Origin of the sequence: Microbacterium sp. TS-1, from assembly GCF_000509385.1 — a bacterium.
Classification (GTDB): Bacteria; Actinomycetota; Actinomycetes; order Actinomycetales; family Microbacteriaceae; genus Microbacterium; species Microbacterium arborescens.
On sequence record NZ_BASQ01000001.1, the window covers coordinates 2,567,996 to 2,581,416 of the forward strand.

Annotated in this window: 12 protein-coding genes; 8 read left to right on the forward strand and 4 right to left on the reverse strand. The window is 70.6% G+C overall.

Annotated elements, in window-relative coordinates:
• Positions 1 to 95: 95 nt before the first annotated feature.
• The 5 genes from MTS1_RS12055 to MTS1_RS12075 all read left to right on the forward strand — a co-directional run bounded on the left by MTS1_RS12055 (position 96) and on the right by MTS1_RS12075 (position 5,332).
• Positions 96 to 1,073 (forward strand): ABC transporter permease, encoded by a 978-nt coding sequence (locus MTS1_RS12055; RefSeq protein WP_023954205.1) that lies wholly within the window; start codon positions 96 to 98, stop codon positions 1,071 to 1,073.
• A complete protein-coding gene (locus MTS1_RS12060; protein WP_023954207.1) occupies positions 1,070 to 1,957 on the forward strand; it encodes an ABC transporter permease in 888 nt (295 codons plus the stop codon). Before MTS1_RS12055 ends, MTS1_RS12060 begins: the two co-directional genes overlap by 4 nt.
• Positions 1,954 to 2,922: an ABC transporter ATP-binding protein gene (locus MTS1_RS12065; protein ID WP_023954209.1), complete on the forward strand. Its 969-nt coding sequence runs from the start codon at positions 1,954 to 1,956 to the stop codon at positions 2,920 to 2,922. Before MTS1_RS12060 ends, MTS1_RS12065 begins: the two co-directional genes overlap by 4 nt.
• Positions 2,919 to 3,674, forward strand: a complete 756-nt coding sequence (locus MTS1_RS12070; protein WP_023954211.1) for an ABC transporter ATP-binding protein — start codon at positions 2,919 to 2,921, stop codon at positions 3,672 to 3,674. The genes MTS1_RS12065 and MTS1_RS12070 overlap by 4 nt, the downstream gene beginning before the upstream one ends.
• A 65-nt stretch (positions 3,675 to 3,739) precedes the next feature.
• The gene (locus MTS1_RS12075; protein ID WP_023954213.1) at positions 3,740 to 5,332 is read left to right on the forward strand and encodes an ABC transporter substrate-binding protein; all 1,593 of its coding nucleotides are present in this window, start codon (positions 3,740 to 3,742) and stop codon (positions 5,330 to 5,332) included.
• Between the two features lie 172 nt (positions 5,333 to 5,504).
• Here the strand turns inward: MTS1_RS12075 and MTS1_RS16150 are convergent, their stop codons facing one another.
• Positions 5,505 to 5,960, reverse strand: coding sequence for a GtrA family protein (locus tag MTS1_RS16150; RefSeq protein ID WP_023954215.1), 456 nt, complete (start codon positions 5,958 to 5,960; stop codon positions 5,505 to 5,507).
• Between the two features lie 64 nt (positions 5,961 to 6,024).
• On the opposite strand from MTS1_RS16150, the gene MTS1_RS12085 reads away from it, so the two are divergent.
• A complete protein-coding gene (locus tag MTS1_RS12085; protein ID WP_023954217.1) occupies positions 6,025 to 6,816 on the forward strand; it encodes a glycosyltransferase family 2 protein in 792 nt (263 codons plus the stop codon).
• 1 nt (position 6,817) lies between these two features.
• Positions 6,818 to 8,284 carry a hypothetical protein gene (locus MTS1_RS12090; protein ID WP_023954219.1) on the forward strand — a complete coding sequence of 489 codons (1,467 nt, stop codon included), beginning with the start codon at positions 6,818 to 6,820 and terminating at the stop codon, positions 8,282 to 8,284.
• A gap of 77 nt (positions 8,285 to 8,361) precedes the next feature.
• Here the strand turns inward: MTS1_RS12090 and MTS1_RS12095 are convergent, their stop codons facing one another.
• Entirely contained in the window at positions 8,362 to 9,822 is a 1,461-nt protein-coding gene (locus MTS1_RS12095) for a polysaccharide biosynthesis tyrosine autokinase (protein ID WP_036304785.1), read from the reverse strand.
• 92 nt (positions 9,823 to 9,914) lie between these two features.
• Positions 9,915 to 11,285, reverse strand: a complete 1,371-nt coding sequence (locus tag MTS1_RS12100; RefSeq protein WP_023954223.1) for a polysaccharide biosynthesis tyrosine autokinase — start codon at positions 11,283 to 11,285, stop codon at positions 9,915 to 9,917.
• 107 nt (positions 11,286 to 11,392) lie between these two features.
• Between MTS1_RS12100 and MTS1_RS16720 the strand changes: the two genes are divergently transcribed.
• The gene (locus tag MTS1_RS16720) at positions 11,393 to 12,640 is read left to right on the forward strand and encodes a hypothetical protein (protein WP_023954225.1); all 1,248 of its coding nucleotides are present in this window, start codon (positions 11,393 to 11,395) and stop codon (positions 12,638 to 12,640) included.
• Positions 12,641 to 12,749: 109 nt separating this feature from the next.
• On the opposite strand, the gene MTS1_RS12110 is transcribed toward MTS1_RS16720, so the two are convergent.
• Positions 12,750 to 13,346, reverse strand: coding sequence for a low molecular weight phosphatase family protein (locus tag MTS1_RS12110; protein ID WP_023954227.1), 597 nt, complete (start codon positions 13,344 to 13,346; stop codon positions 12,750 to 12,752).
• Positions 13,347 to 13,421 lie beyond the last annotated feature (75 nt).

A 13,421-nucleotide genomic window follows, 5' to 3' on the forward strand; every position in this document is an offset into this window, starting at 1 on the left:
TCGATGCTAACGGGGCGTCGTGTCACGGTGCCGTGTTCGACACTTTCACGGTTCGGAAACCCGGCCGTAACACCGCTCCACTACTAATTCCAATTATGGACTACAAAGCCATAGCGCAAAACCGGCTCATCCGGCTCGTCGTCGGACGGCTCGCGATGACGATCGTCACGGCGCTGTTCATCGCGATCGTCGTGTTCTTCGCGATCCGAGCCATTCCGGGCGACCCGGCGCTCACGATCCTCGGTACCGACAGTACGCCCGACGAGCGGGCGCGGCTGCGCACGGTGATGGGACTCGACCAGCCCCTCCTGGCCCAGTTCACGATCTGGCTCGGGCATCTGTTCTCGGGCGACCTCGGGTACTCGTACAGCCAGGGCCGCCCGGTCACCGAGATCATCGGCCCGGCGCTGCAGAACACCCTGCTTCTGGGCACCGCCGCGAGCGTCATCGCCATCCTCCTGGCGATCGTGATGGGCAACCTGGCGACGTCGCCGTGGCGTGGACTGCGCCGAACCGTCGACGCCGCCGAGGCGCTGTTCCTGTCGGCGCCGCAGTACACCGTTGCCCTGCTGCTGCTCATCGCTTTCGCGGTGCTGGTGCCGCTCTTCCCCGCGGGCGGCATCAGCACGCGCGGGGACGGGTCGCCGGTCGACGTGCTGACGCACCTCGCGCTTCCCGCGATCGCCCTCGCCCTCGCGCCTGGCGCGCAGATGGCCCGGTCGCTGAAGACCTCGATCTCGACCCTGTCGGCGTCCGAGCTGCTGCCGACGCTCCGCGCCCGCGGGCTCTCACCGTGGCGCATCACGGTGCACGCTCACCACAACGCGCTGCCACCCATGATCACCGTGCTGGGCATCCAGGTCGGCACGATGCTGGGCGGCGCCCTCTTCGTCGAGCAGATCTTCAGCATCCCCGGTCTCGGCGCGCTCGTCGTCCAGTCGGTGGGGCTGCGCGATTACACGCTCGTGCAGGCCGTCGCCCTGCTCATCGCCGTCATCTTCGTCGTCGTGCTGCTGCTCGCCGACGTCATCAACGCCCTGCTCGACCCGCGGATCAGAAAGGGACGCGCGTGACCTCCATCCTCATTAAGGAGCGGGTGCCGATCGAGGCAGCTCCCCGCTTCCGCCGCCGCTCGATTCTCCGACGGATGCCGCTGCGCAGCCGTGTCGCGCTGTCGATCATCCTGCTGCTGGCCGTGTTCGCCGTCACCGCACCGCTGCTCCCGATCGCCGACCCGCTCGGGGGCGACCTGTCGGCCCGGCTCTCGCCGTTCCTCACCGACGGGCATCTGCTGGGCACCGACACGCAGGGCCGCGACATGCTGAGTCGCCTGCTGTACGGCACCCGCACCTCGCTCGTCGCCGGCGTGGTGCCGATCGTGATCGCGACCGTGCTCGGACTCGCGATCGGCACGATCGCGGGACTCGCCAACAAGACGGTCAACACGATCCTGATGCGCGGCGTCGACCTGCTCTTCGCCTTTCCCGGGGTGCTGCTCGCGCTGCTCCTCGCGATCTCGCTCGGCGTCGGACTCGGCACCCTCATCCTCGCCCTGACGCTCGTCTGGATCGCTCCGGTCGCGCGCATAGCCGAGACCGAGGTCGCCCGCATCCGCGACCTCGACTTCGTCACCGCGGCGCGGTCGAGCGGGGCGACCGACATCGACATCCTCGTGCGCCAGATCATCCCCGTGGCCCTGCCGGCGGTGCTCGCGTACTCGACGTCGCTCGTCGGGGCCAACGTCGCGATCGCGGGCGGACTCGGGTTCATCGGCCTCGGGGTGCCGTCGCCGCAGCCCGAGCTCGGCTCGATCCTGTTCGAGATGCAGGCGGCGGTCTACACCGACGTGTCGCTCGCGCTCGCGCCGGTCGTCGTCATCCTCATGCTGTCGATGCTCTTCCCCCTCGTCGGCGACGGCCTGCGCGACGCGATCGCCGGAAAGGGAGGCCAGTCATGAGCGATCTGCTCGCCACCGTCCCCGCCGGCGGTCTCGCGCCGACGGTGCCGCTCGTGCTGGACGCCACCGACATCCGGGTCTCGTTCCCGCGCCCGGGCAAGACCCCCAGCACCGTCATCGACGGCATCGGGCTCGGGCTCGAGCGCGGCCAGGTCACCGTGCTGCTCGGCGAATCGGGCAGCGGCAAGACCGTGTTCGCGCGGGCCATCACCGGCCTCGCTCCGCCGAGCGCCACGGTGACCGGCAGTGCTGTGTTCGACGGCGTCGACCTGGTGGCCGGATCGCGCGCCCAGCTGCGGGCGCTCCACGGAGACCGCATCGGCGTCGTGCCGCAGGACCCCAATTCGTCGCTCGACCCGATGCGCCAGATCGGCGCCCAGATCGCCGAGACGCTGCTGCAGCACCGGCAGGTCGCGACCCGGGCCTCGGCGAAGGAGCGTGCCGTCGAACTGCTCGATCAGGTGCAGATCCGCGAGCCGCGTCGCGTCATCCGCTGCTACCCGCACGAGGTGTCGGGCGGGATGCGGCAGCGCATCGCGATCGCCATCGCGATCAGCTGCGGACCCGAGCTCATCGTCGCGGACGAGCCCTCGAGCGCGCTCGACGCCTCGGTCGGAGCCCACGTGGTCGGGCTGCTCGACGACCTGCGGCACCGGCTGCACACCGCCATCCTCTTCATCACCCACGACATCGGGATCGCCGCACGCATCGCGTCGCAGCCGCACGACCGCGTCGCCGTCATGCTGGGCGGCCAGATCGTCGAGCTCGGTTTCGCGCCGGCGCTGCTCGGCTCGCCCCGCCACGACTACACCCGCGCGCTGCTCGCGGCCGAGCCCTCCGCGGGCGTCCCCCGCGGACAGCTCGCCGTCGTGCCCGAAGCGGTGCGGTCGCGCCGCGATTGGGGCCCGCTGCTCGAGGTCGCCCCCGGTCACGCCGTCGCGGCAGAAAGCGAGTTCGCCCAGTGAGCGCCATCCTCGAAGGCCAGGGAATCGTCAAGACGTTCGGCGACTTCACCGCGCTGCACGGCGTGGACTTCCGCATCGAACTCGGCCGCACGCTCGGCATCGTCGGCGAGTCGGGCAGCGGCAAGTCGACGCTCGGCCGCATCGTCATGCGCCTGATGAGGCCGGATGCCGGCACCGTGCGGCTCGCCGGCCGCGACCTGTTCGCGCTCAGCCGCACCCAGCTGCGACGTGCTCGGCGCGATTTCCAACTGGTGCCGCAGGACCCGCGCAACGCCCTGAACCCCACCGCGACGGTGGGGGAGAGCCTGTCGTTCCAGCTGTCGGCGCAGGGCATCGCCCGGCGCGAGTGGCGGGGGCGCATCAACGACCTGCTGCAGACCGTCAGCCTCTCCGAGGACTATGCCCACGCCTACCCGCACGAGCTGTCGGGCGGGCAGGCGCAGCGCATCGCCATCGCCCGCGCCATCGCCGGACGACCCAAGCTCCTCGTCTGCGACGAAGCGGTCTCGGCGCTCGACAAGTCGGTGCAGGCGCAGGTGCTCAACACCTTCGCCGAGCTGCAGTCCGAGCTCGGCGTGGCCATGTTCTTCATCACCCACGACCTGGCCGTCGTCGAGCACATCGCCGACGACCTGCTCGTCCTCAACCGCGGCCGCGCGGTCGAGGGCGGCCGCACCGCCGACGTGCTGAGCGCACCGTCGGACGCGTACACCCGAGAGCTTCTGGCGGCACGTCACCCGATCCCCGCCTGAAGGCACCACACCCCGCACCCACTCACCGGCCCCGTTGCGACGTGGCCTCCACCTCCAGGAGAACCATGCCATCCCTCACCTCACCGCGACGCCGGACGCTGCTCGGCGTCACCGTCGCCCTCGCCGCCGCCCTCGCCCTGTCGTCGTGCGCAGCCGGCACCTCGTCGTCGGAGGACGGCGAGCAGACGCTCGTCATCGGCTCGCAGATGGCGTCGTTCCCGAGCCTCGACACCGGCGCCATCACGACCGCCGGCTACGAGGGGCAGCGACTGATCGGCAACCTCGTCTACGAGGGTCTCACCAAGCGCGACGTCTCCGACCCCAACGCGCCCGCCGGGGTGGCCCCCGCTCTCGCGTCGTCGTGGGAGGTCGCAGACGACGGCCTCAGCTACACCTTTACCCTGCAGGATGGCGTCACCTTCCACGACGGCACCGATTGGGACGCCGACGCGCTCATCTACAACATCAACCGGTACATGGATGAGACCGATCCGAACTACGACCCCGTTCTCATCACCTATTACACGGTGCTGAACTTCGTCGACTCGGTCGAGAAGGTCGACGACATGACGGTGACGTTCACCCTCAACCAGCCTTTCGCGTTCTTCCTCGCCGACCTTTACAACGTCTACTTCGCCAGCCCCACCTCGCTCGACGAGGACGGCGCCGCAGGTCAGGCCACGAACCCCGTCGGCACCGGCCCGTTCGTGTTCGACGAGCTGCAGCAGAACCAGTCGATCTCGTTCGTCCGCAACGACGACTACTGGGGCGAGGTGCCCCAGCTCGACCGGCTGACGGTCGAGCTCATCCCCGACCCGTCCGCCCGCACGGCCGCCCTCCGCTCGGGCCGCGTCGACTGGATCGAGGCGGCTCAGCCCGACGACCTCGCCAGCCTCGAGTCGGCCGGCTTCGTCGCCACCGGCAACGCCTTCGACTGGGAGTGGTCGTGGCAGCTCATGACCGGTGAGGCGCCGTTCGACGACATTCGGGTGCGCCAGGCGATGAACTACGCCATCGACCGCGAGGCCATCGCCGACGACCTGCTGCACGGCACAGCCGTGCCGGCGCACCAGATGTTCGCCAGCGCGAGCCTGTACTACACCGAGGACGACGACCTCTACGACTACGACCCCGAGAAGGCGAAGGCACTGCTCGCCGAGGCCGGCTACCCGGACGGGCTCGACGTCACGGTCGGCTACATCACCGCCGGCTCGGGAGCGATGCAGGCGAAGTCGATGAACGAGGCGCTGCAGACGCAGCTCGCGGCCGTCGGCATCAACGTCTCGCTCGAGCCCGTCGACTTCTCGGGCATGTACGCCAAGCTCGGCGAAGGCGACACCGGCTGGCAGGCCGCCAACCAGGCCTTCAGCCTCGAGCAGCCCTCGAGCTGGAACGGTTTCTGGTTCGGCTGCGACGGCAACTTCTTCGGATACTGCAACCCCGAGGCCGAGGCGCTGTACGACCAGGCGCTCACCACGGTCGACGACGAGGAGCGCGCCGCGCTGCTGACCGAGGTCGGCCATCTCGTGACCGAGGACGCCGCATGGCTGTTCGTCGTCAACGACACCGCGCCCCGTGCGATGTCGTCGGCCGTCACCGGCTACGAGCAGCCGAAGAGCTGGTGGATCGACTTCACCGGCATCTCGATGGGGGACTGACCGAGCACGAGCACGAGCACGAGTCCCCGCGGCCGGACGGCGGTCGCGGGGACTCGCGCGTTCGCAGTCGGCGCGAGATGCGGCGTGGGACGCGAACGCGCACCGTCGACGCGAGCACGCACCGCGGGAGGTGCGTCCTCGGCGGGGGGATGCGTCCTCGGTGGCGGTCGGGCTAGCGCGCGGCCCGCTCGGCGGGTGAGGCCCGGAAGACGACCGAGTGATAGAAGCCGAAGCGGGCGAGCACGACGACGACGATGCTCACGAGGTTGACGACGTTCACGACGAATGGTCCGGCGGGGCGTCCGAGCAGAGCGGATGCCGCCTCGACTCCGCCCCACACGAGGAGCGCACCGAGCGCGGTGCAGACGGCGTTGACGATCACGAACAGTGTGATCTCGACCCAGCGACGCCGACGGGCACGGTCTTTGAACGTCCATTGCCGGTTGCCGAAGTAGGCGTTCACGAGAGCCACGAGCGACGCGACGACCTTCGCGGCGACGGCATCCCAGCCGAGCCCGAACAGCAGGATGTTGAAGGTGACGACCTCGATGAGAGTGCTGATGCCGCCGACGGTGAGGAAGCGCGCGCTCAGAGCGGCAGCGCGCTTCACGCGAGGGGGCAGTGACATGGCTCGACTAGGCTACAGGCGTTGTCCGCGCCCGGGGACATCACCGGAAAGCACGGGGAGCCACGTGAGTTTCACGCATATCGCCATCGTCATGCCCGCGTACAACGAGGCCGACGGGATCGCCGGGTTCCTCGAGGAGATCCACGAGCATCTCGCGTCGCGTTGCGACCGCCTCGACATCATCGTGGCCGACGACCGATCGACGGACGCCACCGCGTCTGTCGTCGCGCACCTCGAGCTGCCCGGCGTCGAGGTGCAGACCCAGCCCGCCAACCGCGGACACGGCCCCACCGCGCTCGCCGCCTACCGTGCCGGGCTCGCGACATCAGCGGACCTCATCGTCCACGTGGACGGCGACGGGCAGTTCACCGGCGAGGACATCGCACGTGTCGTGGGGGCTGTGGAGTCGGAGGGCGCAGACGTCGTGCACGGCGTGCGCCGCGGCCGCGATGATCCCTGGTACCGCCGTATGCTGAGCGCCGGCCTGCGGCTCATCGTCCGCCCATTCGCGGGACGCGCAGTGCCTGACATCAACACCCCGCTCCGCGCCTACCGGCCCGAGGTGATCGCGACGCTGCTCGACGCCGTCGGCGCCGATGCGCTCGTGCCGCACGTGCACTTCTCGCTCGCGGAAGCGCGCGGGCGCATGAGCGTGCGTTACGTCGCCGTTCGGAGTCTTCCGCGCCGCGGCGCTGAGACGACCGGCACGATGTGGGGGACCAGCGGACAGCCGATGCTGCCGCCGCCGCGCCTGCGGGCCTTCGCGCGCGACGCCTTGATCGAGCTGTGGCGGCTCTCGCTGCGCCCGGCTGCCCCCATGCGCGGCGTGCGCGAGCAGGCTCGCCGGGAGGCCTGACGTGACCCGCACGCTCCGGGCCGTCGCATTCTGGATCGTCGCGGCGCTTCTCGTCGCCGCCCACGGGATCGTCCTCTGGCAGAGCATCTCGGCCACGCGGCTCTGGGAGGACGAGGCGTTCAACCTGACCGTGCCCGTCAACCTCCTCCAAGGACTCGGCTACACCAGCGACGGCACCCTCTCGGGCAGCGAGCTGACGCCCTTCGACGCGCGCATCTCGACGGGACCGGTCGTGCTCCTGCCGATCGCCGCCGTGCTCGCGACCGGCGTCGACCTGGTCGTCGGCGGCCGTCTCGTGCCGGCGGCGTATTTCGTCGCGCTGCTCGTCGCTGTCGGCATCCTGGGCCGCCGGATGGGCGGACGCTGGGGCGCGCTCGTCGCCGTCGCCGTCCCGCTCTCCTTCACCGCCGCCGCGCTGCCCTCACCGATCCAGGGTCCCGCCGACGTGCTCGGCGAGGTACCGGCAGCCGCCCTGCTCGCCTGGGCGCTCGTCGCGCTGCGCACGCGCCCGTGGCTGGCGGGGCTTCTCGTCGGACTCGCGATCCAGGCGAAGTACATCGCCCTGCTCTCGCTCCCCGCCTTCGTCGTCGCGGTGCTGCTGCTCCAGCACGGGCGGCCCTGGATGCGGCGCCTGCGCGCCCTGATCGCGCCCGCGATCGCCCTGGCGGTGCCGACCGTGCTCGTCGAGATCTTCGCCTTCATCTCGCTCGGACCCCGCGGCTTCGTCGACCACCTGCGCGCGACCCGCGACTTCATCCGGAGCGGGGGACAGGTCGCGCACACCACGTTCGGCGAGAAGCTGACGACCCTCGCCTCGTCCTGGTACCTGCCCGCCGCTGTCGTCGTCGCCGCCGTCGCGCTCGCGATCGTCGTGCTGATCGCCGGTCTCGTGCTGCGCTACCGGCCGAGCACCGATCGGTTCTGGGCGACGCTCGCCGCGGAGCCGCGCGCGCACCTCGCCGCCGCAGCCGTGCTCGGATTCGGAGCTTTCGTCGGCTGGTGGTCGACCGCCGGCCACCTGCCGCTGTGGGTGCGGCATCCGGCCCCCGGCATCCTCGCGTTCGCTCCCGTGCTCGTGGCGGCGCTCATCCCGGCAGTGCGACAGCTGTGGCGGTCGGGAGCCGCCGCGCGCGCGGCATCTGTGGTGGTGTCCGCCGCTCTCGCGGGCTGCCTCGTCGTCTCCGGGAGCAGCGCCGGGGTCACCGCTGCCGGTCGGGATGGCACGGAGCTCGCGACGCAGCGCGAGCAGGCGGCCGCCGTCGCCTCGGTCGAGGCCGACTGGATCGCGACGCACTGGGGCGGACTCGTCGCGGTCGTCGTGATGTCCGGCGCGCACGTCGCGCTGCTCGACGCTCCGCCCGAGAACATCGCCGGCTACCCCCGACTCGACCTGGGCGGAGCCGACCTGTGCGGTGCTGCGGCCCCGCTGGCGGAGGCGCCGGGCATCGTCGTCTGTCCCGCGGGCTGAGTCATCGCACCGCGTGAACGAACGAGCCCGCGAAGCTCTAAGACTTCGCGGGCTCGTTCGAGCGAGAACCAGGGGCTTCAGCTGCGACGCACGCCCGTCGACTCGGCGCGGTCCGCTCGCCGCTTGGCTTTGGCGTCGGCGCGGCTGAGCTGAACCGGCGCCTGGTCGACGACGTGCGTCGAACCGTAGGTATAGGCGCCGTAGCCGTAGCTGTCGGGTCCCTTGGTCGGGAGCATCGTCACGACGACACCGAGCAGCGTTCCGCCGGCTGTGTCGAGGGTGCGGAACGCTCCCTGCAGCTCCTGCTTCTTCGTGCGGCCCGAGGCGGCGACCATGATGACACCGCGGGTCTTCTTGCTGAGCACCGCGGCATCGGTGACGAGCAGCAGCGGCGGCGCGTCGATGAGCACGTAGTCGAAGTGCTCGGTGAGCGCCGCGAGCACGTTGTCCATCGAGCTCGACCCCAGCAGCTCGCTCGGGTTCGGCGGCACCGGGCCGCTGGGCAGCACGAACAACTGGTTCTGGCCCCACTTCTGCAGCGCGTCGACCAGCGGGACGCGTCCGATGATGACGTCGGTGAGGCCGACGCCGCCCTCGATGCCCATGTAGTCGGCGACGCGGGGGAGTCGCAGGTCGCCATCGACGAGCGCGACCCGGGCGCCGGTCTCGGCCAGGGCGATCGCGAGGTTCGCGGTCGTGGTCGACTTGCCCTCGCCGGGGCCGGCGCTCGAGACGACGAAGCTGCGCGGGCCGTCTTCGACGTTCAGGAACTGCAGGTTCGTGCGGAGGGTGCGGAACGACTCGGCCCGGGGACTGCGGGGATCGGCGTGCACGATCAGGGGCCGCTTCGACGCTTCGTTGTCGAACGCGATGCCGCCGAGCATGGGCCTGTCGGTGAGCTGCTCGATGTCGTGCAGCGTGTGGATACGGGTGTCGAGCACCGACCGCAGGACGGCGAAGCCGACGCCGAGGGCGAGGCCCAGCAGAGCTCCGACGGCGATGTACAGCGGGACGTTCGGGCTCGAGGGTGCTTCGGGCGCGGTCGCGAGCTGGGTCACCGTGACCTGGACGGGGCTCGTCCCCTGACCGTCCGCGGGGCGCTCGATGGTGTTCTGCACCGCTGTGGTGAAGCTGTCGGCGGTCGCGTTCGCGATTCTTGCGGCGAGCTCGGGGTCGGTGTCGGTCACGCCGATATTGATCAGCACCGTGTTCACCGGCGTGGTCGCCGTGATGCGCGACGCGAGCTGAGCGACGGTCTGGTCGAGATCGAGCTCTTCGATCACCGGATCGAGGACGAGCGAGGTCGGGATGACGTCGACGTAACTGGTGACCATCTGGCGGGCGAACGTCGTGCCCTGCACGAGTTCTCCCGTGGCGGCACCCTCGGTGCGGACCGAGACGTACAGGCTGGTCGATGCCTCGTACCGCGGCGTCTGAAGCAGGGCATATGCCGCCCCGGCTCCTGTTCCGATGATCAGGAGAGCGAGAAGGAGAATCCAATTCCTGTGCAGGATGCGCAGGTAATCGCGGAGTTCCACGTAGTAATTCCCCCTATGAGTGTCCGGTGCGACGGCTCTGTCATTGTTCCACACGGCTCATCCGGTACCGGACAAGAGGTGGGTTCGGACGATCAATCGCCCTTTGCGACGTAGGCGTAAACGCCGTACGAGGTCTTGTCGGCACCCGCCGTCGGCAGCATCGTCACGACGGTCCCGGCGATACGCGATCCGGCGGTCTCGATGTTCTTCACCGCCGAGGTGAGGCGCGCGCGGGTGGTGGAGCCCGCCGCCGCGACGAGGATGACGCCATCGACGGCGCGGCCGACGACAGCGGCATCCGTCACCGCGAGCACCGGCGGGGCGTCGATGATGACGACGTCGAACGCGGTTCGCAGCTCGTCCAGGAGCTTGGACATCGTGGTCGATCCGAGCAGTTCCGCGGGATTCGGCGGGACAGCGCCAGAGGGGAGGATGAACAGCGTCCCCTGGCCCCACCGCTGGAGCACGTCGAGCAGGCTCGCGCGGGACACCAGGACGTCGGAGAGTCCCACGCCGCCCTCGATGCCGAAATACTCCGCCGTCTTCGGGCGCCGCAGATCGGCATCCACGAGGACGACTTTCGACCCCGCCTCGGCGAAGGCGATCGCGAGATTGGCGGCGGTGGTGGACTTCCCCTCCGACGGGTTCGCGCTCGTCACGACGAACGCCAGCGGCCCGCCGGTCGTCGTGAGGAACTGCACGTTCGTGCGCAGCGCGCGGAAGGCCTCCGCGCGGGGGTCGCGGGCGGAGGCGGCGACGATGAGGGGCCGCTTCTTCGACTCCGGATCGAGCGCGATTCCCCCCAGCAGCGGAGCGGGCACGATCTTCTCGACGTCCTCGACGGTGCGGATGCGGGTGTCGGCGACCGCCCGCAGGATCGCGACGGCGACACCCGCGGCGAGACCCACCAGCGCGCCGAGGGCGAGCGCGAGGCGCATGTTCGGGGCCGCGGGATCGACCGGCACCTGGGCCGGCTGGACCGTTTCGATCCGCACCGGGCTCGGCCGCTCGGCGGTCGAGCGCTCGAGCTGTTCGGACACGACGGTCGTGAAGCTGTCGGCGATCGCATTGGCGATGCGCGCCGCGCCCTCGGGACCCGGGTCGGACACGGTGATGGAAATGACGACGGTGTTCTGGGTCGCCGACACCGAGACGCGCTCTGCGAGCTGCGCGGCGCTCTCGTCGAGGCCGAGATCGGCGATCACCGGGTCGAGGACGAGCGCCGTCGGGATGATGTTGACGTAGCTCTGAACCGCCTGCCGGGCGAAGTCGGTGCCCTGTCGCAGCTCATTGTTGGACGCATCGCCCGAGGACTGCGTCGCCACGAACAGCTGAGTCGTGGCGTCGTAACGCGGCGGCGTCAGGAGCGCCGACGCCGCGCCCGCGGCGATGCCGATCAGCGTGGTCGCGATGATCAGAACGATGTTGCGGCGCAGGATGCGGATGTAGTCGTGGAGTTCCACGTTTCTCCTGTCGTCGGTGTCGCCGGGTATCCTTTCACGAGACCAGACGCTCCACCGACATCCGCGCGCTTTCCGTGCGCCCGAGTCCGAGTCCGAGGCACTTCCGGATGAACTCTCTCGCCGATCTCTTCACCGACGATCGCCGATCGGGCGACGACGGCATCCGCGCCGCGGACAGCATCATCGACGAGCGCCGCCTCGCCGCGCTCGTCGGCCCCCCGCGGATGGAGCAGGCCGTCCCACTCGCCCGACCCGATGAGACCGGGCAGCTCGTCGCGATGGTCGCCGCCGCCGCACAGTCCGCGAGCCCCGTGCACATCGCGGGTAAGTCGGGTGCGCCGAAGATGCCGCGTCGCGGTCACAAGCGCACCGATTGGCTCAACGTCGCGTTCGCCGTGCTCGCTGTCGCCGTCGTCACCGTGGTCGGCGTGTTCGGTGCCATCCAGTTCGCGAACGCCAGCCCCGCGGCATCCGCTCTTCGAGCGCTTTCGGTCGACGAGGCCTCCCTCGCCAACGGCGAGCAGGCCGTGCAGTCGGGTGTCACCCGCATCGAGACCCTCATGGCCGAGGCGCGCGCCGAGGCCGACGGGGTCGAGCCCGCGCTCGCGACAGTCGCCGGATACGTCGACGAGTCTGCGCGGGCGGCCGCAGTGCAGGCGGTCGCCGACCTCCGGGCCGGACTCGACGCGATCGAGGTGCCGTCGACTCCCGCCGCATATACCCGGCCTGCGATCGACACGGATGACCTCGCGCAGGTCGGAGCCCAGATCGACGTCGTGCGCGAGCGCTCCGATGAGCTGACGGCGATGACCGAGCAGACGCGGGCCGTGCGAAGCCAGGTCGTCGCCCTCCGCGATGCGTTCGTGGGTTCGATCGCGGCGCTGGGCGCGAGCTTCCCGGCCTCCGCGGAGGCAGAGGTGACCGAGTACGCCGAGGCGCTGCCGTCGTTCCGCGACGCCGTGACCGCGGCCGCTGCTGCCGTGCCTGCCGCGCAGGCCGCCGGTGGCCTCGGGGCTGCTGAGATGGTCGCGTATCCGCCGCTCGTCGACGCCCTGCGCCGCGACCACGAACGGGCGGTCGCCGCGATCATCGCCGAGCGCGAGGCCTCGCGGAACACCACCGGCCGCGGGTCGACCAGCCCGGGCACGGGGAGCGGCAACAGCGACACGGGCGGCACGGTCACCCCCGAGCCCACACCGAGCGATCCCGCCACGGGCGGCGACACCGGCGGAGGGGATACCGGCGGAGACGGCTCCGGCACTGGCGACGGATCGGGCGGCGGCGACGGCACGGGCGGGGACGACGGCGCGGGCGGGGGCACTGGCGACGGCACGGGCGGGAATCCCGGAGCGTAGGCACCGGGTTCAGCCCGTCCTCGGTCGGTTCGCCAGGAACTGCGGATGCTCGCGGTGCGGGATCCGCGTTCGGTGGCGAGTCGACCTGGTCGGCGGGACGGTGGGCCTGTCAGGCGGCGACGGCCAGACGGACGGCACGGACGACCTCGTCGATCGCCGGTACGAGCTGCGACCCCGACAGCTGGTAGGTGTTCCACGAGCGGCGGTAGGGGTCGATGACGTCGTCGTCGTCGGGAGACTCGGGCGGCAGCGCCATGCCCCGGTGTGACGCGACGGCGGCGACGGCGGCACGCAGACGCGCCGACGGATCGTCGCCTGCCGCATCCGCGGCGCCGCGGATCTCGTCGTCGCTCGCGTCGGCAGCCAGCCGCGCGAACTCACGAAGCGTGAACGCCGCGCGCAGGCGGCTGGGTGCGAGCTCGACGATGCTGCGGCGGTGCTCGCGCGCCATCGCCAGGATCAGATCCGGCGACGACAGGCGCGCCGGCGAGATGAGCTGCGAGCGGTGCGCGTCGGCCATCTCGGCGCTCACGCCGTTCTCGACCGCGAGGCGCTGGGCTTCGGCCGGCATCGGCGCACCGCCCATGTCGTAGGTGCCGCCGCTGGTGACGGCTCCGGGCAGTCCCGCCAGACGCGTGCGCAGGAGCTGCTCGGCGAGCGGGGAGCGGCACACGTTACCGGTGCAGACGGTCATGATCTCGAACATCGGGAGCTCTTTCCGTCGAGGGCTGGACGACCCCGTCAGCCTAACCGGCGTGTCGGCTCTCCCGCCCCGAGAGCC